Origin of the sequence: Pseudomonas cerasi (assembly GCF_900074915.1) — a bacterium.
In the GTDB taxonomy this organism is placed as follows: domain Bacteria; phylum Pseudomonadota; class Gammaproteobacteria; order Pseudomonadales; family Pseudomonadaceae; genus Aquipseudomonas; species Aquipseudomonas cerasi.
Genome location: NZ_LT222319.1, coordinates 835,695 through 860,000, shown reverse-complemented (window position 1 = coordinate 860,000; position 24,306 = coordinate 835,695). Strand labels below are relative to the sequence as shown.

22 protein-coding genes (1 of these 22 cut by a window edge) are annotated in these 24,306 nt (G+C 59.4%); 11 read left to right on the top strand and 11 right to left on the bottom strand.

Annotated elements, in window-relative coordinates; all coding sequences use genetic code 11:
- The 5 genes from msrP to PCPL58_RS06350 all read right to left on the bottom strand — a co-directional run.
- Nucleotides 1–438 carry the start of a protein-methionine-sulfoxide reductase catalytic subunit MsrP gene (gene msrP, locus PCPL58_RS06370; protein ID WP_024691980.1) on the bottom strand. 576 nt of this gene lie to the left of the window's left edge, so only the first 438 of its 1,014 coding nucleotides appear in the window; the start codon lies at nucleotides 436–438; the stop codon falls past the left edge of the window.
- Between the two features lie 69 nt (nucleotides 439–507).
- Nucleotides 508–1,353, bottom strand: coding sequence for a CDP-diacylglycerol--serine O-phosphatidyltransferase (gene pssA / locus PCPL58_RS06365; protein WP_003317706.1), 846 nt, complete (start codon nucleotides 1,351–1,353; stop codon nucleotides 508–510).
- Between the two features lie 146 nt (nucleotides 1,354–1,499).
- On the bottom strand, nucleotides 1,500–2,516 hold the full coding sequence (gene ilvC / locus PCPL58_RS06360) for a ketol-acid reductoisomerase (RefSeq protein WP_003427449.1): 1,017 nt from the start codon (nucleotides 2,514–2,516) through the stop codon (nucleotides 1,500–1,502).
- A gap of 47 nt (nucleotides 2,517–2,563) precedes the next feature.
- Nucleotides 2,564–3,055 (bottom strand): acetolactate synthase small subunit, encoded by a 492-nt coding sequence (gene ilvN, locus PCPL58_RS06355; RefSeq protein ID WP_002552075.1) that lies wholly within the window; start codon nucleotides 3,053–3,055, stop codon nucleotides 2,564–2,566.
- Nucleotides 3,056–3,057: 2 nt separating this feature from the next.
- Nucleotides 3,058–4,782, bottom strand: coding sequence for an acetolactate synthase 3 large subunit (locus tag PCPL58_RS06350; RefSeq protein ID WP_003317709.1), 1,725 nt, complete (start codon nucleotides 4,780–4,782; stop codon nucleotides 3,058–3,060).
- A gap of 397 nt (nucleotides 4,783–5,179) precedes the next feature.
- Here PCPL58_RS06350 and PCPL58_RS06345 point away from each other — a divergent pair, with 397 nt between their 5' ends.
- Nucleotides 5,180–5,596 carry a DUF4124 domain-containing protein gene (locus PCPL58_RS06345; RefSeq protein WP_016567188.1) on the top strand — a complete coding sequence of 139 codons (417 nt, stop codon included), beginning with the start codon at nucleotides 5,180–5,182 and terminating at the stop codon, nucleotides 5,594–5,596.
- 11 nt (nucleotides 5,597–5,607) lie between these two features.
- Here the strand turns inward: PCPL58_RS06345 and PCPL58_RS06340 are convergent, their stop codons facing one another.
- From PCPL58_RS06340 to mrcB, 3 genes are read right to left on the bottom strand one after another with little or no spacing between them, the layout of a single operon-like run.
- A complete protein-coding gene (locus PCPL58_RS06340; RefSeq protein ID WP_010415321.1) occupies nucleotides 5,608–5,937 on the bottom strand; it encodes a YqcC family protein in 330 nt (109 codons plus the stop codon).
- Complete coding sequence (locus PCPL58_RS06335) at nucleotides 5,937–6,668, bottom strand: tetratricopeptide repeat protein (RefSeq protein WP_016567187.1); 732 nt, start codon at nucleotides 6,666–6,668, stop codon at nucleotides 5,937–5,939. Before PCPL58_RS06335 ends, PCPL58_RS06340 begins: the two co-directional genes overlap by 1 nt.
- Before the next feature lie 17 nt (nucleotides 6,669–6,685).
- Nucleotides 6,686–9,007: a penicillin-binding protein 1B gene (gene mrcB / locus PCPL58_RS06330; protein WP_065349057.1), complete on the bottom strand. Its 2,322-nt coding sequence runs from the start codon at nucleotides 9,005–9,007 to the stop codon at nucleotides 6,686–6,688.
- Nucleotides 9,008–9,137: 130 nt separating this feature from the next.
- On the opposite strand from mrcB, the gene PCPL58_RS06325 reads away from it, so the two are divergent.
- Nucleotides 9,138–10,676 (top strand): bifunctional aminoglycoside phosphotransferase/ATP-binding protein, encoded by a 1,539-nt coding sequence (locus PCPL58_RS06325; protein ID WP_004415182.1) that lies wholly within the window; start codon nucleotides 9,138–9,140, stop codon nucleotides 10,674–10,676.
- A gap of 100 nt (nucleotides 10,677–10,776) precedes the next feature.
- Nucleotides 10,777–11,121: a pentapeptide repeat-containing protein gene (locus PCPL58_RS06320; protein ID WP_024650196.1), complete on the top strand. Its 345-nt coding sequence runs from the start codon at nucleotides 10,777–10,779 to the stop codon at nucleotides 11,119–11,121.
- Between the two features lie 356 nt (nucleotides 11,122–11,477).
- On the opposite strand, the gene deoC is transcribed toward PCPL58_RS06320, so the two are convergent.
- Nucleotides 11,478–12,263 carry a deoxyribose-phosphate aldolase gene (deoC, locus tag PCPL58_RS06315; protein ID WP_065349056.1) on the bottom strand — a complete coding sequence of 262 codons (786 nt, stop codon included), beginning with the start codon at nucleotides 12,261–12,263 and terminating at the stop codon, nucleotides 11,478–11,480.
- A gap of 241 nt (nucleotides 12,264–12,504) precedes the next feature.
- On the opposite strand from deoC, the gene PCPL58_RS06310 reads away from it, so the two are divergent.
- The gene (locus PCPL58_RS06310; RefSeq protein ID WP_003345054.1) at nucleotides 12,505–12,834 is read left to right on the top strand and encodes a Rieske (2Fe-2S) protein; all 330 of its coding nucleotides are present in this window, start codon (nucleotides 12,505–12,507) and stop codon (nucleotides 12,832–12,834) included.
- Nucleotides 12,835–12,864: 30 nt separating this feature from the next.
- Here PCPL58_RS06310 and sfsA read toward each other — a convergent pair whose 3' ends face one another.
- On the bottom strand, nucleotides 12,865–13,578 hold the full coding sequence (gene sfsA, locus PCPL58_RS06305) for a DNA/RNA nuclease SfsA (protein WP_065349055.1): 714 nt from the start codon (nucleotides 13,576–13,578) through the stop codon (nucleotides 12,865–12,867).
- Nucleotides 13,578–14,750: a pyridoxal phosphate-dependent aminotransferase gene (locus tag PCPL58_RS06300; RefSeq protein WP_065349054.1), complete on the bottom strand. Its 1,173-nt coding sequence runs from the start codon at nucleotides 14,748–14,750 to the stop codon at nucleotides 13,578–13,580. Before PCPL58_RS06300 ends, sfsA begins: the two co-directional genes overlap by 1 nt.
- A 348-nt stretch (nucleotides 14,751–15,098) precedes the next feature.
- Here PCPL58_RS06300 and dksA point away from each other — a divergent pair, with 348 nt between their 5' ends.
- From dksA to folK, 7 genes are all read left to right on the top strand, one after another.
- Nucleotides 15,099–15,539 (top strand): RNA polymerase-binding protein DksA, encoded by a 441-nt coding sequence (gene dksA, locus PCPL58_RS06295; protein ID WP_003317723.1) that lies wholly within the window; start codon nucleotides 15,099–15,101, stop codon nucleotides 15,537–15,539.
- Between the two features lie 513 nt (nucleotides 15,540–16,052).
- Nucleotides 16,053–16,940 carry a tRNA glutamyl-Q(34) synthetase GluQRS gene (gene gluQRS, locus PCPL58_RS06290; protein ID WP_065349053.1) on the top strand — a complete coding sequence of 296 codons (888 nt, stop codon included), beginning with the start codon at nucleotides 16,053–16,055 and terminating at the stop codon, nucleotides 16,938–16,940.
- A 98-nt stretch (nucleotides 16,941–17,038) separates the two neighbouring features.
- A complete protein-coding gene (locus PCPL58_RS06285) occupies nucleotides 17,039–17,215 on the top strand; it encodes a hypothetical protein (protein ID WP_002552060.1) in 177 nt (58 codons plus the stop codon).
- A complete protein-coding gene (locus PCPL58_RS06280; RefSeq protein WP_104685593.1) occupies nucleotides 17,199–20,153 on the top strand; it encodes a sensor histidine kinase in 2,955 nt (984 codons plus the stop codon). The genes PCPL58_RS06285 and PCPL58_RS06280 overlap by 17 nt, the downstream gene beginning before the upstream one ends.
- A 22-nt stretch (nucleotides 20,154–20,175) precedes the next feature.
- Nucleotides 20,176–21,609, top strand: a complete 1,434-nt coding sequence (locus tag PCPL58_RS06275) for a sigma-54-dependent transcriptional regulator (RefSeq protein ID WP_004415163.1) — start codon at nucleotides 20,176–20,178, stop codon at nucleotides 21,607–21,609.
- Between the two features lie 698 nt (nucleotides 21,610–22,307).
- Nucleotides 22,308–23,711: a polynucleotide adenylyltransferase PcnB gene (locus tag PCPL58_RS06270; RefSeq protein ID WP_003345072.1), complete on the top strand. Its 1,404-nt coding sequence runs from the start codon at nucleotides 22,308–22,310 to the stop codon at nucleotides 23,709–23,711.
- Nucleotides 23,704–24,210, top strand: a complete 507-nt coding sequence (folK, locus tag PCPL58_RS06265; protein ID WP_003317735.1) for a 2-amino-4-hydroxy-6-hydroxymethyldihydropteridine diphosphokinase — start codon at nucleotides 23,704–23,706, stop codon at nucleotides 24,208–24,210. The genes PCPL58_RS06270 and folK overlap by 8 nt, the downstream gene beginning before the upstream one ends.
- Nucleotides 24,211–24,306 lie beyond the last annotated feature (96 nt).

The window sequence follows — 24,306 nt, the reverse complement described above, 5'->3', positions numbered from 1 at the left end:
CCGCTCTTCCAGTTGGTAAGGCTTCATGAAGTCTTCGAGTGCATAGCGGCCAGGCTTGGCGACTTCACCATCGATCACGACACTCCAGGGCTCGGTTTGCAGAGAGCCGGCATTCTTTGCCGGGTCGCCCTTGTCAGTACCGAACTCATAGAAGTTGTTGTAATGGGTCGCGTCCTTGAACGGCGTGATCGCCTCGTCCTTGACGTTGACCGCCTGCCATTTCGTCGCAGGCAGTTTGTCCGCGAACCAGCCCGGCGCTTTACCTGGCTCGACATCGGCATACCGCGAAGCATCGGCGGCACCGGCCCATCGCGGCATTGCCGTGACGGCAAGACCTGCAAGCGAGCTGGCGAGCAGTGTGCGTCGCGAGAGATAAATGGATTCAGGCGTGACGTCCGACTCTTTGGAGTCGGACGCAGAAGGAAGCTTGATTAGCATGATGACTCCGCAGGCCAGGGAACTGATGCACCAATAGACTACGGAGTATGGTGGAAATTAGATCATTGACTAGGCTTTGCGGCGACGTAATAGATACTGAATGGGGCCGGACAGAGCGTAAGCGAGGAATATCAGCAGCAAAATGCGCGGCGGGTCGCTGAATACGACAGCAAACACCAAGACCACCGCCAGAATCGCAACGAAAGGCACACGCCCCTTCAAGTCCAGTTCCTTGAAGCTGTTGTACTTGATGTTGCTGACCATCAGCATACCGGCGGCGGCGACCAGCAACGCAACGAGAAACGACAGCTTGGAGCCCTGAATCCCGAAATCGCTGAATGCCCAGACCGTGCCGGCCACTACACCTGCCGCTGCCGGACTGGCCAGGCCGATGAAGTAGCGCTTGTCAGCCTTGCCGACCTGAGTATTGAACCGTGCCAGACGCAATGCAGCGCCGGCTACATAGATGAAGGCAACCATCCAGCCCACCTTGCCCATGTCGCCCAGTGCCCAGCCGAACGCCAGCAACGCCGGGGCCACACCAAAGGCAACCATGTCGGACAGCGAATCGTACTCGGCGCCAAACGCGCTTTGCGTATTGGTCATGCGCGCCACACGACCATCCAGGCCGTCGAGCACCATGGCCACGAAGATCGCAATCGCAGCGAATGCGAAATACTTGCTCGCACCGGCGGTGTCACCTGCACTCATCGCGCTTTGAGCGCTCATGGAGCTGATGATGGAATAGAAGCCCGCAAACAGATTTGCAGTGGTAAACAGGTTGGGCAGCAGGTAGATACCGCGATGCCGGACTTGCCGGCCTTCGGCATCATGCCCTTCTTCTACATGTTCATCGATCGGTAGCAGACTTTCAGCGTCAGAGGCCTTGATGGGCTCTTCAGGACGTTCGCTCATGGAGATTACCTTGCAGCGGTATGAAAAGGTTCGACACAGGTCTGCAGCGAGGGTTCGCCTGCAAACAATTGCAGCTTTATACCAGAGCCTGACCCATAACGAAAAAACGCGACCGATTGGCCGCGTTTCTTTGTGAAGCTGAATGCTTAGTTCTTGTCTTTGTCGACGATTTTGTTCGCCGCGATCCAAGGCATCATCGAGCGCAGTTTTTCACCGATGATTTCGATGCCGTGCGCAGCGTTGTTACGACGCTTGGCAGTCATCGACGGGTAGCCAGTGGCGCCTTCGGTGATGAACATCTTCGCGTATTCGCCGTCCTGGATGCGCTTTAGAGCGTTACGCATGGCCTGACGGGATTCGGCGTTGATGACTTCAGGACCGGTCACGTACTCGCCGAACTCGGCGTTGTTGGAGATCGAGTAGTTCATGTTGGCGATACCGCCTTCGTACATGAGGTCAACGATCAGCTTCAGTTCGTGCAGGCATTCGAAGTAAGCCATTTCCGGCGCGTAGCCAGCTTCAACCAGCGTTTCGAAACCGGCTTTGACCAACTCGACAGTACCGCCGCACAGAACAGCCTGCTCGCCGAACAGGTCGGTTTCAGTCTCGTCCTTGAAAGTGGTTTCGATGATGCCGGTACGGCCGCCGCCAACGCCCGAAGCGTAGGACAGGGCAACGTTCTTGGCGTTGCCGGAAGCATCCTGATAAACCGCGATCAGGTCAGGGATACCGCCGCCCTTGACGAACTCGGTACGCACGGTGTGGCCTGGAGCCTTCGGCGCGATCATGATCACGTCGAGGTCAGCGCGCGGCACGACCTGGTTGTAGTGAATCGCGAAGCCGTGGGAGAACGCCAGTGTTGCGCCCTTTTTCAGGTTCGGCTCGACTTCGTTCTTGTACAGCTGGGACTGGAACTCGTCCGGGGTCAGGATCATGACCACGTCGGCAGCAGCAACGGCAGAAGCGACGTCGGTCACTTTCAGGCCATGAGCCTCGGCCTTGGCGACAGTAGCCGAACCTTTACGCAGGCCGACAGTGACATCAACGCCGGAGTCTTTCAGGTTGCACGCCTGAGCGTGGCCTTGCGAACCATAGCCAATGATGGCGACTTTCTTGCCCTGGATGATCGAAAGGTCACAGTCTTTGTCGTAGAAAACTTTCATGGAAATCCCCTGTTATCTTGGCCACGCAGGCCATTTGCTTAATTGATTTAAATGCTCAGCACTTTGTCGCCACGGGCAATGCCCGTTACGCCACTGCGTACTGTTTCCAGGATAGCGGCGGTGCCGATGGCCTGAATGAAGCTGTCCAGTTTGTCGCTCGTGCCGCTCAGTTGCACGGTGTAAACGCTGGCGGTGACGTCGACGATCTGTCCGCGGAAAATATCCGTGGTGCGCTTGATCTCGGCCCGCTGTGCGCCAGTGGCCTTGACCTTGACCAGCATCAGTTCGCGCTCGATGTGAGCGCTTTCCGACAGGTCGACCAGCTTGACCACTTCGATGAGCTTGTTGAGGTTTTTGGTGATCTGCTCGATCACCTCATCATGACCTACGGTGGTGAGCGTCAGACGCGACAGGGTCGGGTCTTCGGTCGGCGCAACCGTCAGGCTCTCGATGTTGTAATTACGCTGGGAGAACAGACCAACGACGCGCGACAGTGCACCCGGTTCGTTTTCCAGCAGCAGGGAAATGATATGGCGCATGATTATGTCCGCTCCGTCTTGCTCAACCACATATCGCGCATGGAACCGTCCTTGATTTGCATCGGATAGACGTGCTCGGTCACATCGACCTGAATATCCATGAACACCAGCCGGTCAGTCATGGCAAAGGCTTCTTCCATCTTCGGCTTCAGATCCTTCAGGTCCGTGACACGCATGCCGACGTGGCCATAAGCCTCGACCAGCTTGACGAAATCAGGCAGCGACTCCATGTAGGAGTGCGAATGACGCGCGCCGTAGCTCATGTCCTGCCACTGGCGGACCATGCCCAGCACACCGTTGTTGAGCAGAATGATCTTAACCGGCAGACCGTACTGCAGGCAGGTCGACAGCTCCTGGATGTTCATCTGGATGCTGCCTTCACCGGTCACACAGGCGACGTGCGCATCCGGAAAGTTCAGCTTGACGCCCATCGCCGCCGGGAAGCCAAAGCCCATGGTGCCCAGACCACCCGAGTTGATCCAGCGGTTCGGCTTGTTGAAGCGGTAGTACTGCGCAGCGAACATCTGATGCTGACCGACGTCCGAGGTGACATAAGCGTCGCCCTTGGTAACTTCGCACAGCGTTTCGATAACGGCCTGCGGCTTGATGACCGTGCCATCGCCACGGTTGTACGGGAACAGATCACCCGTACCGCGCCACTCGTCAATCTGCTTCCACCACGCGGCAACGGATGCCTTGTCGGGTGTCTCGCCGATCTCTTTCAAGGTGGCGACCATTTCGGTCAGCACGCTTTCGACAGGACCGACGATAGGCACATCGGCCTTGATGGTCTTGGAGATCGAAGCCGGGTCGATATCGATGTGGATAATCTTGGCGTTCGGGCAGAACTTGCTGGCGCCGTTGATGACACGGTCATCAAAGCGCGCGCCGACTGCCAGGATCACATCGGTATGGTGCATCGCGAGGTTGGCGGTATAGCTACCGTGCATCCCGAGCATGCCGACGAACTGACGATCCGTGCCCGGATAGCAACCAAGCCCCATCAGGGTGTTGGTTACCGGTGCATCGAGCAGTTGCGCCAGTTCGGTCAGTTGCGCCGAAGCATTGCCCATGATCACCCCGCCACCGGCGTAGACGATCGGGCGCTTGGCCGCCAGCAGCATCTCGACGGCCTTGCGGATCTGACCGGAATGGCCACGAACCGCCGGGCTGTAGGAGCGCAGCTTGGCTTTTTTCGGGAAGACGTATTCGAATTTTTCGGCCGGGTTGGTCATGTCTTTCGGAATATCGACGACCACCGGCCCCGGACGACCGGACTGCGCCAGGTAGAAAGCCTTTTTCAGGATTTCCGGGATTTCCGACGGGTGCTTGATCATGAAGCTGTGCTTCACGATCGGCCGGGAGATACCGATCATGTCGGTCTCCTGGAACGCGTCGGTGCCCACCAGCGTACTGGCTACCTGACCGGACAGGACCACCATCGGAATCGAGTCCATGTACGCCGTAGCGATACCGGTGATGGCATTGGTTGCACCAGGACCCGAGGTCACCAGCACCACGCCCGCCTTGCCGGTAGCCCGCGCATAGCCATCGGCCATGTGCGTGGCAGCCTGCTCGTGGCGAACAAGGATGTGGCTCACCGCCGGTTCTTTGAACAGGGCATCGTAGACATGCAGGAGGGCACCACCGGGGTACCCATAGATATGCTCAACGCCTTCGTCACGCAAAAAGCGGACGACCATTTCAGCGCCAGATAAAAGCTCCACGTTGTTCACCTCTAAAACGCCAGAATACCGCCCACTCCGGGACGGGTCTTAATAGGTTTACTGCCAGCAGAGCATGAGCGACGGTGGTCGCCGACTACGTCAGCACTGACTGAGCAAGTATTGGGAGGTCCCTGAGTGTTGCGGAACATTCCCACCCAGCGCGAGGTAACGCGTTGCGGGTGTTACAGGTCGGCGCGGGTGTGCGCCTCATGATCTACCGAGAGGGTCTGCTTCTGGCAGTCCTTCTACAGCGAACTTTGGATTGTTGTGATTCCCCCCCTTCAAGTCAAGCGATCCGTGCGCTTTCTTGCCACCCGACGAGTGAAATCGCACCGTTTCGGACTGAAATGCACTGTTATGGTAGCTTTCTGCATGCACAGACTTTCAAGGACCCGACATGCATTGGATGATTCTCGCCGCCGCGCTGGCCATCAGCGCAACCAGCCAGGCCGCATCGATCTACAAGTGGGTGGATGCCCAGGGCGTGACGCACTTTGATGCCCAGCCGCCCACTGGCCAGCCGGTGCAGGAAATCAATGTGCAGACACCGCCTCCCGCTGCCGCGCCGGGCATGCCAGCGGACGATGGGGCTGCGCAGCAACGCGAGATTGACCAGAAAGTCAAAAGCCAGGTGAAGGCTCAGGAAGCCAAGCGCGCGGAAAATTGCGAGACGTTGCGCACCAATCTTGCGCAGTTGCAGAACAATCCGCGCGTGCGCGAGCAGGTTGGAGGCGAATCAAAGCGTCTTACGGATGAGAACCGCAAGACGCGTATCGAAGAAACCAACAGGGCTATCAGCGAATACTGCCGCTAAAAGCACGCCGATCAGCGCGCTGCTGTAATCAGCTGGTCAAACCGCGCCAGATGCGCTTGCAGTTGCCGGGTTTCAGTCATGCACCCGGCATAGACCATCTCGGCCATTTCCAGAATGCCGGACGCATTGGGTAATGGCAGGTCGCGCTCAAGGATGACCTTCATACGCGGCAGGAAAATCCATTGCAGCCACTGGGCGAACTCCAGGGTATCGACGCTGAACGGTTCCTGACTGGCGAGCGCTTGCTCGCTGGGCGGTGTCGCATCCCACCAGCCCAGCAAGCGCAACTCGCGCTCTATCAACAACAGCTGCTCGGCAACCTCAGGCAAACGTCCGTCCATCAGCGAGCCTTTTGACGAGCCAGGGCAGCACCGGCCGCATCACCTTGCTTTTCGCGTGACTGAGCGATCAATCCCCACAGACTGGCCTGAAGGCTGGTGCGCCCGTTGGCGTAAGTCAGACCACGACGTGCCAGTTGCTCGGCCTGGGCTGCATCGCCCTGAGCCAGACGCACCTGAGCCAGACGATAAAGCACTTGCGGCTCGCGCGGTGCAACCCGCTGCGCCCGCTCGAGACTGGACGACGCGCCGTTGAGATCGCCACTGGTCTGCTGTTGCTGTGCAGTGGTCAGCAATGCCAGTACAGGCCCGTCAAGTTGCTCGTCCTCTGACAGACCGCCACCGCTGGACGGAATTCCGGTCGGGGCAGAGGCGGCCGGCATGCTGTAACTGTTGTTCGCGGGAGCCTGACTGACCGGGGCCTGATTGACAGGAGCGGCATCGACAGGCGGAGTGTTGACACTGAACGGTGCCTGACTGGCGGGCGCAGAATAACTCTGTCCTGCATCGGCGCCGCCAGCGCCCGGCACCATCACCACCACGCCCGAGTCCTGCGGTACAGCTTGCGGCTGCTGTTGCACCGGAGCGGTGTTGGTGCGACGCGAAGCTGCAGCACGTTCGCCGTTGGACACCTTGGAGCTCGAATCCACGACCGGAATCGAGCCGCGTTCCACACTGGCGCAGCCGTTCAGCAAGGCCAGTGCCGTTAAAGCTGGAATCCACCATTTATTCACTTCAAAACCTCGATTGCCTAGTTCAACCAACCCTTGACCCAGTCCATCACCTCAGTGGCAGGTGCCGGAGCGCCGCCGCATGTCGCGCCAGGCTGGGGCTCACTGCCGCGAATATACGGCATCTGCACGGCATTCGGGCAGCTTGCATCCGAACCCTGACCGGTCTGCGCATCGACCCACGCCTGAACGACGTTGTCTGGCATCGCCATGTCCAGCGGCAGCGGACCAGCCTTGCGCATGAAACTGGTCCAGACCTGCAGGGCACCGGTGGCACCGGTAAACGGTGTCTTGCCGTTGTCGTCGCGGCCCATCCACACAACGGCCAGCAGGTCCTGACTGAACCCGGCAAACCAGCTGTCGCGCGAATCGTTACTGGTGCCGGTCTTGCCCGCCAGATTCAACGAGCTCGGCAACACGTTGTAAACAGATTTGCCTGTACCTTCGCGCATGACCCGCTGCATCGCATTCTGTACCAGATATATGGCACCCGGATCGAAGCGCTGTTCAATCTGGAACGGATAACGCTTGAGCGGCTCGCCTTCAGCGGTGAGCACGCTGCGAATACCACGCATCGGCGTATTGAACCCGCCGCTGGCGATGGTCTGATACATGGTGGCCACTTCCATCGGACTCAAGCCACCCGCACCCAGCAGCATCGACGGATAGGTCGGCCATTCGCGCGTCACACCCAGCTTGGCCAGCGTCTTGAACACGTTTGGAATGCCCAGCTCAAGACCCAGCTTGGCGGTCGACAAGTTGTAAGAATGCGCCAGCCCCTGATACAGGAAGATATTGCCGTGTGACTTGTGATCGTAGTTCTGCGGTTTCCAGATCTGGCCATCGGCACCCTTGACCTGGAACAGTTCGTCGGCGATCCAGCTGGTCAAGGTGTACTGGCTTGGCCGTTCGAGTGCCGTCAGGTAGATAGCCGGCTTGACCAGCGAGCCGATCGGCCGAACCGCGTCGATCGCCCGGTTGAAGCCCCAGAACCCGACCTCACGCCCACCGATCAACGCCTGCACTTCGCCGGTTTCCGGGTTGGTGACGACCATGGCCGACTCCACCTCATCAGAACCCTTGCGCCCGGCGAGCTTCTTGAACGTATCGTCCATGGCAGCCTGGGACTTCATCTGCAGGATCGGATCGAAACTGGTAAAGATCCGCAGCCCTTCTTCGGTCAAGTCTTCGTCGCGATAGTCTTCGCGCAGCTGACGCTTGACCAGATCGAGGAACGCCGGGAACGAGCTGTCGGCGAGGGTCCCGGTCTTGGTCACACCCAGTGGCATTTTCTTCGCAGCGGCAACCACTTCCGGCGTGGCGACGCCCTGCTGCTCGAACAGATCGAGCACCAGATTGCGACGCTCCAGAGCACGTTCCGGATTACGACGCGGGTTGTAGAAGGACGGCCCTTTGACCAGACCGACCAGCATCGCCACCTGATGGATTTTCAGTTCGGACAGCGGCTGGCTGAAGAAATACTGACTGGCCAGACCGAAACCGTGAACAGCACGCTGGCCGTCCTGCCCGACGAACACTTCGTTGAGATAGGCCTCGAGGATTTCCTGCTTGCTGTAATGGATCTCCAACAAAACGGCCATCATGGCTTCGGTCAGCTTGCGGGTCAGGCTGCGTTCGTTGGTCAGGTAGAAGTTCTTGACCAACTGCTGGGTCAGCGTACTGCCGCCCTGGCGCATCTGCCCCTGCGAGGTATTGACCCAGATCGCCCGGGCAATGGACTTGGGCGACACGCCGAAGTGGTGATAGAAATCCCGGTCCTCGACCGCCACCAGCCCGTCGAGCAGATAGGGCGGCGCCTGATCCAGCTTGATCAGAATCCGGTCTTCCAGGTTCTTCGGGTACAGGCCGCCGATCAGCAACGGCTCAAGCCGCGCCACCGCAAGCTTTGCACCATTGCCCGAAGACAAGTCAGCTACGTAGTCACCGGAAAAGCGCACGCGCACCTGCTGCGCTGCGTCAGTGCCTTCGTAGAACTGAAAACCACGCGTGTTGAGGTCGACGGTATTGCCGTTCACCGCTGCGGCGCCGGGCCCGTTCGCCACGCTTTCGCGGCGATAGCCCAGGGCGTCGAGCTCGATGAGAAAGTCATCGCGGCTCAGCTTCTGTCCAACGAACAGCTCCAGCGGCCGTGCATAGACCTTGGCCGGGATGGTCCAGCGCTTGCCGGAGAATTTTTCCTGGACGATTGCATCGAGATAAATGGCAAGGCCGCCGAGCAGAACCAGGCCGACAATACCGAGCTTCAACGCCCAGCCCAGCCACTTGTTAAGGCTGCGGGGAGGTTGTTTTTTTGCAGAACGAGAGGTGCGGGATCGAGTCATGGGCGCGGATTATACGCACTTTACCGAGGATCGACAGACGCCCGAGCCAGCGGTTTGCAGCCTCGCGCCAAGCGGCCATAATGGCAGCATCGTGTACTTACATTTTGAACACATTCCTGAAGGATCGACCGTGAGCCAGTCTTTGATTGCTGCCCTGCAGAACCCTGCCCTCTTCCCCCATCCGGTGGAGAGTTTCCAGGTCATCGAAACGCACATTTCCTGGGTGCTGCTGACGGGTCCGTATGCCTACAAATTCAAAAAGCCGATGAACTTCGGCTTTCTGGATTTCACCACGCTGGCCCTGCGCAAGCATTTCTGCGAAGAAGAGTTGCGCCTGAATCAGCGTCTGACCGACGACCTCTACATCGAAGTCCTGCCGATCACTGGCACAGAGAACGCGCCACAACTGGGCGGCGACGGCGAAGCCATCGAGTACGCGCTGAAGATGAAGCAGTTCTCGCAGGATGGTCTGCTGAGCACGCTGCAGGCCAACGGTGAAGTGACGACTGCGCACATCGACGAACTGGCGAGCCAGATTGCCGGCTTTCACCTGACCTCACCGCAGGTCGGGGCCGAAAGCGAGCTCGGCTCGCCTGACAGCGTGATGGCCCCGGTGGTACAGAATTTCGAGCAGATTCGCCCGCTGCTCAGCGAAAAATCCGACCTGGCACAGCTTGATGCCCTGCAGGCGTGGGCAGAGTCGAGCTTTGCGCGACTCAAGCCGCTGCTGGCTCACCGCAAGGCCGACGGGTTCATCCGTGAATGCCATGGCGACATCCATCTGGGCAACGCAACGGTGATTGACGGCAAGGTCGTACTGTTCGACTGCATCGAGTTCAACGAGCCGTTCCGCAAGACCGACGTCTACGCCGACATCGGCTTTCTGGCAATGGACCTTGAGGACCGTGGCCTGAAGTCGCTGTCGCGGCGCTTGATCAGTCAGTACCTCGAAGTCACCGGCGACTACGCAGGCCTTGAGCTGTTGAACTTCTACAAGGCTTATCGCGCAATGGTACGCGCCAAGGTGGCACTGTTTACCCAGCCGGCCAATGCCGACGGTTTGCAGCGCGCGGCGACGCTTCGTCAGTACCGCAATTATGCCAATCTGGCCGAGAGCTACAGCGCCATCCCTTCGCCGTTTCTGACGATTACCCACGGTGTCTCTGCCGTCGGCAAAAGCCACGTAGCAATGCGTCTGGTGGAATCGCTGGGCGCCATCCGCCTGCGCTCGGACGTAGAGCGCAAGCGCCTGTTTGCCGGCCAGGGCCAGGATCTGTATGACGCGCAAGCCAGCAGCGCAACTTATGCACGCCTGCATGAGCTGGCCTCCGCAACACTGCGCGCGGGCTTCTCGGTGGTAATCGATGCGACCTACCTGAAGCGCGAGCAACGCGATGCGGCGGCAAAGATTGCGGAAAACACCGGTGTGCCGTTCCTGATTCTGGATTGCGAAGCACCACAGGCAGTGATCGCTGGCTGGCTTGCGCAGCGTCAGGCACAGAACAACGACCCCTCCGACGCCACACTGGAAGTCATCGAGGCGCAGCAGGCCAGTCGCGAGCCGCTAGGCGCCGACGAAATCCTGCGCAGCAAGCAGGTTGCAACCAACGTCAGCAGCGACCTGGACGGCCTTATCGACAACCTGCGTCAGCGCCTGCCGGGCCTTTAAACAGACGCATGGCCGTTGAGCGGTTAATGCTTCACGGCCTCAAGATGATGGCGATATACTGGCGCCATAATTCCAACGCAATGACATGTCGGAGGCCATCATGAGCCACCCCAAACAGATCGACTCACCGCTTTATATGCTGCTGCGCAAAGATGACGTCGAAGGTTTCAATCAAGAGAAACCACGAACCGGCACCATCGACATGGTCGGGGGCGACTTCAGAGGGCTGGACCTGCGCGAGCTGGACACAGCCGGCATCGACTTCACCGACGCCTATTTTCGCTCTGCCGACCTTCGCGGCCTGGACCTGCGCAATACGCCGATGGAAGGTGCGAGCATCGCTCACGCACAGATTTCAGGGGTGTTCTTCCCGGCCGAACTCTCGGCTGACGAGATCCTGATGTCGGTGAATTTCGGCACGCGCCTGCGCTACCGTAACCACTGATACCGCAAAAACGTTGCAGCCTGCATGCGCGATGCATAGCGGGCTGGCGATGTATCGCACTCTTTTCATGCCCCCCTTCTCTTGCATGCGCAACCCGGTCTTCGCTGTGCTCAGCACTTTTTAGCCCTCAAATATGCGTGCTGAATCAGGCGCAGGCACCGGCGTCCGGGCCACCAAAAGAAATGTTGACTTACAAATGAGAATCGTTATGATTATCACATCCGGTCGCGAGACTGGACGGTAGCCTGAAAGACCTTGGTTCGGACTTTCAGATTATCTCCTCATCAGGCTAATCACGGTTTTTGACCCGGCTCTTTGCCGGGTCTTTTTTTGCCCGGCACAAAACCACCGGTCATTCAAAAGCCAGCGCCGCCACCATGGGATTCGAGCAGGCCGAGCCTTGCCAGCAAATCGTCCAGCAAGCTCGATCCTCCCAGCCGTAAACGTCCGGCGCTGATCCATTGCAGACCAAATCGCGCGCGGACCAGTGCCATGTAAACACGCGCCTCGTCGAACGTACGGATCCCGCCTGCAACCTTGAGCCCCACTTGTCCGCCTACGTCAGCAATGGACTCCAGCATGATCCGTGCAGCCTGCGGCGTGACATGCGTGGCGGCCTTGCCCGTGCTGGTCTTGATGAAGTCAGCGCCCGAAACAATCGCATCGCGACACGCATCGAGGATCATTTGCGAGTCACGCAAGTCACCGGTTTCAAGGGTAGCGGTAAGCCTGACCTGCCCGGCACACAAAGCCGAACACGCCGAAATCATCGCCAGGCCGGGCTGCCGATCTCCGCCGAGCAATGCGCGAAAGGGATACACGACGTCGATCTCATCCGCGCCAGCCATCAGCGCAGCGCGTACCTGGGCGATGACTGACTGAACATTGCTGCTGCCATGAGGGAAATTGACCACGGCGACGACCTTGATATGACGAGCATGTAGGCGATCCAGCGTGGTGCGTGCCAGACACACGAAACGTTGCTGGACGCTGACCGCGGCAACCGGCCCCACAGGCGTACATGCACGCCGACAGATGCCGACAATGCGCTGCTCCGTGTCGTCTGTGTTGAGGGCGAACAGCTCAAGCAGCCCGATGACCTGACGCGCCAGTCGCTCATCATCTGCTGTCATCTCTTTCATAGTATTTCCGCTCTGCAAGACATGAGCGGACGATATATGGCTGCAAGGCCTACAGGCGTAGGCGATGCGCTTAGAGACGAAAGCTACAGAAAGACAGGAAAGAACCGACGTACCCTGTAATGACTTCAACGTAACGCAGCGCATCAATCCGAAGAAAATGCCAGACTTGTCCGATCAGGCATCGCCCCTGAAAACTGGCACCCTAAAACGGGCCCTCTAACAACTGGCCTATGGAGGCTTCTTGATATTCCTTTGCACTTCAAGCCACCTGCCCGAAGCCCACAGCAAAGGCTTCGCGCTGGGCGAACATGCGCTGTTTGCCGTGCGCCGCCAAGGCCAAGTGTTCGTCTACAAAAACCGCTGCCCGCATCGCGGCATTCCCCTGGAATGGCAACCCGATCAATTTCTGGACAGCAGTGCAAGCCTGATCCAGTGCGCTACGCACGGGGCGTTGTTTCTGATCGAGAACGGCGAATGCGTTGCCGGGCCTTGCGAAGGCCAGTCCTTGACCGTCATCAAAAGCCGTGAAGACGCCGAGGGCATCTGGGTGTCGCTGCATCTGGAGGCATGACGGAGTCTGAACCGCCTGTAGCCAGATGCCTCAATCCAGTCCGTGCACCTGCAGGCGACGGTCGATAAAAATCTCTTCCGACGTCAGTTGCGCACCGTAGGCAAGAATTTGCACACCGGCATCAATAGCTTCACGCAACGCCGCCGCGTAGGCAGGATCAATCTCCTGCGCAGGCCGCACAGCGTCGATACCGGTGAGATTGACGCAATACAGCAGCACGGCGCGCACGCCTTCGCGCGCCAGCGTCGCCAGTTCGCGCAGGTGCCGCGCGCCTCGCTGGGTCACCGCATCGGGGAATGCCGCCACGCTGGAGCCATCGAACCCCAAAGTGACACTTTTCACTTCCAGATACAGGTAGCCATCCGGATACTCCAGACGAAAGTCCACACGGCTTTTTTCCTGTCCGTAGGCCACCTCGCGCTTGAGCGCCGTGAACCCCGTCAGTTCGCTGATGACCCCGGCGTGCAAGGCCTCTTCAACCAGCGTATTGGCCCGTCCGGTATTGATACAGGCCAGGCGACCCTGCGGGGTTTCGCTGATTTCCCAAGTGCCCGGCAGTTTGCGCTTGGGGTCATTCGAGCGACTGAACCACACGCGCCCGCCGGGCATCATGCAGTTGAGCATCGAACCGGTGTTAGGGCAGTGAATGGTCAGCAACTCACCGCTATCGGTTTCGATATCAGCGAGAAAACGCTTATAACGCACCAGCAGACGACCCTGTTCAAGCTGCGGAGAAAAACGCATCAGACGCCCCAGCTACGCAAACCGCGAGCGATTCGCTCGACCGCCTGTTCAAGGCGCGGCAGGCTTTGCGTATAGGCAAAGCGCACGTGGTGCCCGGCCTGGAAACGACCAAAGTCCAGCCCCGGTGTAAAGGCGACGTACTCGGTTTCCAGAAAGTGCCGGCAAAAGGCAAAGGCATCGCCGCCAAACGCGGAGATATCGGCATACAAATAAAAGGCCCCTTCCGGCTCGACGGCAATACCGAACCCCAGTTCGCGTAGCGCTGGCAGCAGAAAGTCACGGCGGCGGCCGAACTCGGCACGCCGTTGCTCGAGTATGGCCAGTGTCTGCGGCTCAAAGCAGGCGAGCGCAGCATGTTGCGCCATGCTCGGCGCGCTGATGTAAAGGTTCTGGGCCAGCTTTTCCAGATCGGCCACCGCATCCTCTGGCGCGACCAGCCAGCCAAGACGCCACCCGGTCATGCCGAAATACTTTGAAAAGCTATTGAGGACGAAAGCGTCATTATCCACCTCCAGCACACTGCTGGCGTCCACACCGTAGGTCAGGCCGTGATAGATCTCGTCCACCACCAAGTGGCCATTGCGGGCTTTCAATGCCTGAGACAAGGCTGCCAGTTCGTCATGACTCAATAGAGTGCCGGTCGGGTTGGCGGGCGATGCCACCAGAGCGCCGACACTGTTCTGGTTCCAGTGCTTGGCCACCAGCTCGGGGGTCAGTTGATAACGCTCCTGGGGACCTACCGGCACCAGCTGCGCCTCGCCTTCTATCAGACGTAAAAAGTGTCGATTGCACGGGTAGCCAGGGTCGGCCAGCAACCAGTGCTTGCCCGGATCGACCAGTAGACTGCTGGTCAGCAACAACGCGCCTGAACCACCCGGCGTGACCAGAATGCGCTGAGGATCAATGTCGAAGCCGTAACGCTGGGCGTAAAACCCGGCAATGGCCTCGCGCAGCTGCGGCAGGCCGCGCGCGGCGGTGTAACGCGTCTTGCCGTCTGCCAGTGCCGCCTGACCAGCCTTAATGATGGGCTGCGCAGTGGTGAAATCGGGCTCGCCGATTTCAAGGTGAATCACATCATGACCCGCCGCCTGCAATTCATTGGCACGCGCCAGCAACGCCATGACATGAAAAGGTTCTATGGCGCGGCTGCGCGCACTGTAAGGCTGGCTCATGGATATTCCTTTGGAGGGCGGGTGTTAAAACATGATTGTCATCACGGCGCGCCATGATTCTACCCAACCACCCGCCCGACGGTGTGTTTGCGGACTGAAAAACCCGGTCCCCGAACGCTGAATAAAAGAAAGCTACGACGGTGCGCAGCGACTAGAGTTCATTTAGATGCAGGGCAGATGCGAAATGGCCATCTCCATAAGAAGACGGCGTCGTCATGCTCGACAACCGGGAGTAGCGCACTCCGATTTGATCTGGTAAGTTCGCCCGCTTGCAGCTGCAGGGCCGACGGGTGTCGGTGATGGAACAATCCTGCGCAATAGATTAGAAGAGTGAGAGGCGGTCCAGACATGCCCACCCCAGAAAAGCAACAGAACCATCTAATCAGCGGCTTTGAGCCCTACGTGCAAACGAAGGGTGAAGAGTACATGGGCGAGCCGATGCGCGCGCACTTCACCAAGATCCTGAACAAGTGGAAGCAGGACTTGATGCAAGAGGTCGACCGAACGGTAGACCATATGAAGGATGAAGCTGCCAACTTCCCTGACCCGGCCGACCGTGCCAGTCAGGAAGAAGAGTTCAGCCTCGAACTTCGTGCCCGCGATCGCGAACGCAAGCTGATCAAGAAAATCGACAAGACGCTGCAACTGATCAAGGACGAGGAATATGGCTGGTGTGAATCCTGCGGCGTAGAGATCGGCATCCGCCGTCTTGAGGCTCGCCCGACTGCAGACCAGTGCGTCGACTGCAAGACACTTGCAGAAATCAAGGAAAAACAGGTCGGTAAATGACCTGGGGCCGCCTTTGACTGAAAAGACGCTTCGGCGTCTTTTTTTGTGCCTGTTGAAAGCACGATGACGGCGAATCTTGTTCCCACTCCTTGCTCATCGCTGTCCACAGCCCAACTTACTCCCATGCGCTCTTTGATCGCGATGGCACTGACGACGCAAATTGCGACGTAAGTGACGGCTGAGTCCTGGCGCTGATCCGGGGGTAGCCTGGCAGGACGCCAGGCTAGCCGCACCGGGCCATGGAGGGCCCGTTGCGGCGACCCCCGGATCAGTGACAGGGCGAAGGAACCCGACGAAGTCGGGCCGGAAACGGAGCCAGGGGCTTTGGTCACTTTGGCCCCTTCAAAGTGACTCGCCGAGGGGCGAAAAGGTGACCTGAGCCGAACCCCGCCCCATCTGACATCGCAGAACCGCTTTCCCATCGCCCGAAAAGCACTTCAAATAGCAGCCCGGCATAACCACACACTGCGTTCCACTTGCCCGTCCAAGCCCGTCACCCGTAACATCCCGCCCATGAAAAAACCGGCCTATATCGGGCGCTTTGCGCCGACTCCCAGTGGTTACCTGCATTTTGGCTCGCTGGTCGCAGCCCTCGCCTCCTATCTCGATGCGCGCGCGGCAGACGGTCAGTGGCTGTTGCGCATGGAGGATCTCGACCCGCCGCGTGAAGTAGCCGGCGCGCAGGCGGGGATTCTCGAGACACTCGAGCGCTACGGTTTTGAATGGGACGGCCAGATGGTGCGGCAAAGCGAGCGTCATGACGCCTACGCCGAGATCCTCCAGCGCTGGTTCAATCATGGCCTGGCCTACGCCTGCACCTGCTCGCGTAAACAGCTCGAAGACTTTCAGGGTGTCTATCCGGGTTTCTGCCGCAATGCCGGGCATTCGCCGGACAACGCCGCAATCCGCATTCGCGTTCCGGAGCTGGAATATCGCTTCGAAGACCGGGTTCAGGGCACCTTCAAAATGCACTTGGGCCGCGAAAGCGGTGACTTTGTAATCCGCCGGCGCGATGGACTGTATGCCTATCAACTGGCCGTGGTCATTGACGACGCCTGGCAAGGCGTCACCGATATCGTTCGCGGTGCCGACCTGCTCGACTCGACACCCCGCCAGCTGTACCTGCAGGAACTGCTGGGCCTGCCCCAACCGCGCTACCTGCATGTACCGTTGATCACCCAACCCGATGGTCACAAGCTGGGCAAGTCCTATCGCTCCCCACCACTGCCCGCCGATCAGGCGACGCTGCTGCTGCTGCGGGCCTTGCGCGCGTTGGGGCAACCGCTCGATGCACACATGACCGATGGCACCGCGCAGGAAGTGCTCGCCTGGGGCATCCGTCACTGGAACGCTGACCTGATACCGCGACTGCGCAATATTGAGGAAGCCCGGATAGACTGATCCAGAGCGGTCGCCGCAAACTGCGACGCAAGGATACTTGCAGGTTATCCGGCATCCGTTAACATGCCGCTCCTCATCTACCAGCGCAGGGAGACCAGATGTACATATACCGGTTGGTTTTGCTTCTGGTGGTCGGCATTTATCTGTTCTCTCCAGCCATCATGGACTGGTGGATCGATGCCACCGGTGCCTGGTATCGGCCCTACATGTTGTGGCTGATCCTGATTGTGGTGACGTTCATTCTGCAGAGCCAGCGAGATGCCGATGAGCTTTAGTCTGACGCAGATGCTGCTGGTCAGCGCCGCCTACCTGTTGGTGCTGTTCGGCGTAGCCTGGGTCAGCGAACATGGCCTGATTCCGCGCTGGATCATTCGTCATCCGCTGACCTACACCCTTTCACTGGGCGTCTACGCCAGCGCCTGGGCGTTTTATGGCACGGTTGGTCTGGCCTATCAGTATGGCTACGGCTTTCTGTCCAGTTATCTGGGGGTGTCCGGGGCCTTCCTCCTCGCGCCGGTGCTGCTTTACCCGATCCTCAGAATTACCCGTACCTACCAGCTGTCATCACTGGCCGATCTGTTCGCCTTCCGTTTTCGCAGTACCTGGGCCGGCGCGCTGACCACCGTATTCATGCTGATCGGTGTGCTGCCACTGCTGGCCTTGCAGATTCAGGCGGTTGCCGACTCCATTGGCATTCTGACGCGCGAGCCGGTGCAGGATCGGGTCGCGGTGGCGTTCTGCGCACTGATCACCCTGTTCACGATTTTCTTCGGCTCACGGCACATCGCGACCCGTGAGAAACACGAGGGCCTGGTGTTCGCCATCGCCTTTGAATCGCTGATCAAGCTGATCGCCCTGGGCGGCGTCGGGCTGTATGCCTTGTATGGCGTGTTCGACGGCCCGCAACAACTGGAACTGTGGCTGCTGCAGAACCAGACCGCCCTCGCCTCGCTGCACACGCCTTTGCAGGAAGGCCCGTGGCGCACGCTGCTGCTGGTGTTCTTCGCCTCGGCCATCGTCATGCCGCACATGTATCACATGACCTTTACGGAAAACCTCAACCCGCGCTCGCTGGTCAGCGCCAGCTGGGGTCTGCCGCTGTTTCTGCTGTTGATCAGCCTCGCAGTGCCGCTGATCCTCTGGGCCGGGCTCAAGCTCGGCGCCACCACCAGCCCGGAATATTTCACGCTCGGCATCGGCATCGCCGCCAACAGCAAGTCTCTGGCCCTGCTCGCCTATATAGGCGGGCTGTCGGCGGCCAGCGGGCTGATCATCGTCACCACGCTGGCGTTGTCCGGCATGGCACTCAATCACCTGGTGCTGCCGCTGTATCAGCCACCCGCCGAGGGCAATATCTATCGCTGGCTGAAGTGGACACGACGCGGACTGATCGTGGCGATCATCGCGCTGGGTTACGGCTTCTACCTGATGCTCGGCGCTCAGCAGGATCTGGCCAATCTGGGCATCGTCGCCTTCGTTGCGACCCTGCAATTCCTGCCGGGCGTGCTGTCGGTACTGTACTGGCCGACCGCCAACCGACGCGGCTTCATCGCCGGGCTGCTGGCTGGCATTTCGGTCTGGGCAGTCAGCATGCTGTTGCCGCTGATCGGCAACCTGCAGGGCTTCTATATTCCCTGGCTGAACATGATTTATGTGCTGGACGACACCAGTTGGCACATGGCAGCCATCGCCTCGCTGGCCGCAAACGTCTTGCTGTTCACCCTGATCTCGCTGTTCACCAATGCCAGCCCTGAAGAAGCCGGGGCCGCCGAGGCCTGCGCAGTCGACAACGTGCGCCGCCCGCAACGCCGGGAACTGCACGCGGTGTCGCCGCAGGAGTTCGCCACCCAACTGGCCAAGCCGCTGGGCGCGAAAGCCGCGCAGAAGGAAGTCGAGCAAGCGCTGCGCGATCTTTATCTGCCGTTCGACGAGCGCCGCCCTTATGCCCTGCGCCGCCTGCGCGACCGCATCGAGGCCAACCTGTCCGGGCTGATGGGGCCGAGCGTTGCGCAGGACATGGTGGAAACCCTTCTGCCGTACAAATCAGGCAGCGAAAAATACGTCACCGAAGACATACATTTTATTGAAAGCCGGCTTGAGGACTACCACTCGCGCCTTACCGGCCTTGCCGCCGAACTCGATGCCTTGCGCCGCTACCACCGCCAGACCCTTCAGGAACTGCCAATGGGGGTTTGCTCGCTGGCCGAAGATCAGGAGATCCTGATGTGGAACAGGGCCATGGAAGAATTGACCGGCATCGTCGCCCAGCGCGTAGTGGGTTCACGACTGGAAACCATTGCCGAGCCGTGGAAGGGCCTGCTGACCGGTTTTACCAGCCTGCCCGATGAGCATTTACACAAGCAGAAGCTCGGTCTGGACGGCCAGACACGCTGGCTCAATCTGCACAAGGCCGCCATCAACGAGCCTCTGGCGCCGGGCAACAGCGGCCTGGTGGTGCTGGTCGAAGACCTGACCGACACGCAGATGCTCGAAGACAAGCTGGTGCATTCGGAACGCCTGGCAAGTATCGGCCGACTGGCCGCCGGCGTGGCTCACGAGATCGGCAATCCGATCACCGGTATTGCCTGTCTCGCCCAGAACCTGCGCGAGGAACGCGAAGAAGACGGCGAACTCAAGGAGATCAGCAGCCAGATCCTCGAACAGACCAAACGAGTCTCGCGCATCGTCCAGTCATTGATGAGTTTTGCCCACGCGGGCGCTCATCAGCATAGCGACGAAGCCGTTTGTCTGGCCGTGGTGGCCCAGGATGCTATTGGTCTGCTGGCGCTGAACCGGCGCAATTTCGAAGTACACTTCTACAACCTGTGCAACCCCGAGCATTGGGCTGTCGGCGACTCGCAGCGGCTGGCGCAGGTGTTGATCAATCTGCTCTCCAACGCCCGTGATGCCTCCCCGGCAGGCAGCGCAGTCAGGGTCAGAAGCGAAGTATCCGAGCACACTGTGGACTTGATCGTCGAAGACGAAGGCAGTGGGATTTCAAAGGCAATCATGGACCGATTGTTCGAGCCGTTCTTCACCACCAAGGATCCTGGCGAGGGAACCGGACTTGGCCTGGCGCTGGTCTATTCCATCGTTGAAGAGCATTATGGACAGATCACCATCGACAGCCCGGCCGATCCCGAGCAACAGCGTGGAACCCGTATTCGGGTGACCTTGCCACGCCATGTCGACGCGACGTCCACCGCGAACTGAGACCGTCGAGAGAACTGAATCAATGCCGCATATTTTGATCGTCGAAGACGAAACGATTATCCGCTCAGCCCTGCGTCGCCTGCTTGAACGCAACCAGTATGAAGTCAGTGAAGCCGGCTCCGTTCAAGAGGCTCAGGAACGCTTCAGCATCCCGTCGTTCGATCTGATCGTCAGCGACCTGCGCCTGCCCGGCGCGCCCGGCACCGAACTGATCAAGCTCGGCGAAGGCAAACCGGTGCTGATCATGACCAGCTACGCGAGCCTGCGCTCGGCAGTCGATTCGATGAAGATGGGCGCGGTGGACTACATCGCCAAACCCTTCGATCACGATGAAATGCTGCAGGCGGTCTCGCGGATCCTGCGTGACCGGCAGACGGTCAAGCACCTTCAGGACGAACGCAGCGCCACCGCCAGGACCAGCAATGCTGAAAAAGGCCCGGCTCAGAACCATAACGGCGAGATCGGCATCATCGGCTCATGCCCGCCCATGCTGGATCTCTACAGCAAGATCCGCAAAGTCGCCCCGACTGATTCCAACGTCCTGATTCAAGGTGAGTCAGGCACCGGTAAGGAACTGGTCGCCCGCGCTCTGCATAACCTCTCACGCCGCGCCAAGGCACCGATGATTTCCGTCAACTGTGCGGCCATTCCCGAATCGCTGATCGAGTCCGAACTGTTCGGTCACGAGAAAGGCGCGTTTACCGGGGCCAGCGCAGGCCGCGCAGGTCTGGTCGAGGCCGCTGACGGTGGCACGCTGTTTCTCGATGAAATCGGCGAACTGCCCCTGGAAGCCCAGGCTCGCCTGCTGCGCGTATTGCAGGAAGGCGAGATTCGTCGCGTCGGTTCGGTGCAATCACAAAAGGTCGACGTACGCCTGATTGCCGCGACCCACCGGGACCTGAAAACACTGGCCAAAAATGGCGAGTTTCGTGAAGACCTGTTCTATCGCCTGCACGTTATCGCCCTGAAACTCCCGGCGCTGCGCGAACGTGGCAACGACATCCTGGAAATCGCTCGTGCGTTCTTGGTCCGCCAGAGCAGCAAGGTCGGACGCGACGACCTCAAATTTGCACACGACGCCGAACAGGCGATCCGCCATTACAGCTGGCCGGGTAACGTGCGCGAGCTGGAAAACGCGGTGGAGCGCGCGGTGATTCTCTGCGAGAACCCGGAAATCACCGCTGACCTGCTGGGCATCGACATTGAGCTCGACGGGCTGGATGACGACGAGTACATGGGCATGGCACCGTTACCGGGCTCTTCCGGTTCGTCGGGCAACGAGCCCGCAGAAGACCTGTCGCTTGAAGACTATTTTCAGCACTTCGTTCTGGAGCATCAGGACCACATGACTGAAACCGAGCTGGCACGCAAACTGGGCGTCAGTCGCAAATGTCTGTGGGAACGCCGTCAACGTCTGGGTATCCCGCGGCGCAAGGGCGTGGCCAGCGAGACATAAAACCAGCCCAAGGCTCTGGCACGCGGTGCGCAGGGCGGGTACAAACTGTTACCTCAAGCGTTTCACGTAACAAAAGCCGGGTCTTACGGTAACGCAGGCCCGGCTTTTTTGTGTGCGCAAAACCGGCCTGTTGCCCGAAAAGCCCCGGTTTACGGGGCTTGGCAAAAGTTGGCACAGCTTCTGCTATATGCTTAGTACAAGAAGAACAACAAGCAGTACGACACCCACAATAAAAACAATACGAATCGACTCACGCATAACAAGAACAACACGGCGGAGGCGCAGCTAACTGATTCTTTTGGAGAGGAGTTGTATTTGGGGCTTGCCCCACAACCAGGCCGAGAACAACAAAAACTACCCTTAGGTAGCGCCTGAACTGGTTGGATCGAATGATCATTGCAATGCAGCGACCAAAGCAATCCGTTTGCTCTTGACTCCCGACTGGGAGGTTTCACAGACGAAAGTCTCGTGAATGGGCACTCAACAAAAACAAGAAGCCCAGGCAGAAAACAATAATAAAGAGCACACACTTTGGGGGAGCTTCGGCTCCCCCAGTAGCTTCCCCGCCTTGATCCGCGCCATCGTTTACCCTTGCGCGACAGCTTCCTACACCATCACTCGACTAAATGCTAGAATCCCCGCCCATCATGCGGTCATTCCACGTTTTTGGCCGAATATTCCTTCAAACAGTGCATCCCATGCTGAAGAAGTTGTTCCAGTCATTTCGTTCCCCACTGCGCAAACCGCAGCAACATACGCGCACCACGCCTGAAGTGCTCAACAGCAGCCAACATTCGCTGCAACGCAGTCAATTCAGCCGCTATGCCGTGAATATCGTCGAGCGCCTGCAGAATGCCGGCTACCAGGCCTATCTGGTCGGTGGTTGCGTACGCGACATGATGCTCAACATAACGCCCAAGGATTTCGACGTCGCCACCAGCGCCACGCCCGAACAGGTGCGTGCCGAATTCCGCAACGCGCGGATCATCGGCCGCCGGTTCAAGCTGGTGCACATCCATTTCGGTCGCGAAATCATCGAAGTGGCGACGTTCCGCGCCAATCATCCCCAGGATGATGAAGAAGAGGACAGCAACCAGTCCTCGCGCAATGAAAGCGGACGCATCCTGCGTGACAACGTATACGGCACGCTTGAAGAAGACGCCCAGCGTCGCGACTTCACGATCAACGCGCTTTACTACGACCCGGTTAGCGAGCGCGTTCTGGATTACGCCAACGGCGTGCACGACATCCGTAACCGCCTGATCCGCCTGATCGGCGATCCGGAACAGCGTTATAAAGAAGACCCGGTGCGCATGCTGCGTGCCGTGCGGTTCGCGGCCAAGCTGGACTTCGGCATCGAGAAGCACAGCGCTCAACCGATCCGCGCACTGGCGCCGATGCTGCGTGACATTCCATCGGCACGCCTGTTCGAGGAAGTGCTCAAACTGTTCCTCTCCGGGCACGCCGCCCCCACCTTTGAAATGCTGGTGGACCTGGAACTGTTCGAACCGTTGTTCCCAGCCAGCTCCAAGGCCCTGGAATACAACCCGACCTACACCCATACGCTGATCAGCAATGCGTTGATCAATACCGACCTGCGCATCAAGCAGAACAAACCGGTCACACCGGCGTTCCTGTTCGCTGCCCTGCTCTGGCCTGCGCTGCCGGCCAAGGTGCTGCGTGCTCAGGAACGCGGCATGCCGCCGATCGCAGCCATGCAGGAAGCCGCTCACGAACTGATCATCGAGCAGTGCCAGCGCATCGCTATTCCCAAGCGCTTCACGCTGCCGATCCGCGAGATCTGGGACATGCAGGAGCGCCTGCCGCGCCGTTCGGGCAAGCGCGCCGACCTGCTGCTCGACAACTCGCGGTTCCGCGCCGGCTACGACTTCCTGCTGTTGCGTGAAACTGCGGGCGAGCAGACCGATGGTCTGGGCCAGTGGTGGACCGATTATCAGGACTGCAACGACAGCGAACGCCGCGACATGATTCGCGACCTGAGCAACAAGCCTGAAGCGGCGGGCACAGCCCCGCGCAAGCGTCGTCGTAACAGCGGTGCCAAACGCAAGCGCACCACGGGCGAGGCGCAAAGCGGTGAATGAACCGCTGTTGGCCACTGAACGCGTGTACATCGGTCTGGGCAGCAACCTGGCTGACCCGGCCGAGCAATTGCGCAGCGCCCTCAAGGCCATTGCGCAATTGCCCGATTGTCAGTTGAGCGGCGTATCGTCGTTCTATATCAGCGACTCGCTACTGCCCGGTCAACCGCGCTTCACCAATGCCGTCGCGGCAGTCGACACCTGCATGGCGCCGCTGACACTGCTTGATGCGCTACAGGCCATCGAGCTGGATCAAGGCCGCGAACGCCACGAACGCTGGGGGCCGCGCACGCTGGACCTCGATATCCTGCTGTTCGGCGACCGCCTGATCGACGAGCCACGCCTCAAAGTGCCGCATTACCACATGCAGGCCAGGGCCTTCGTGCTGTACCCGCTGGCAGAGCTGGCTCCGGGGCTGACACTGGCCGACGGCCGCCTACTGAATCGTCTGCTCGATGATTGCCCGTTCACAGGCCTTGAACGTCTGCCCGCCGAGGCATGAAGCCTGTCTGTTACCGCGCCGGTGTAACCGGTAGGACGCACAGGTAACACCTTCAATTGACTTCACGCCCCCTCCTCACGAAGATAGGCCTCCCGC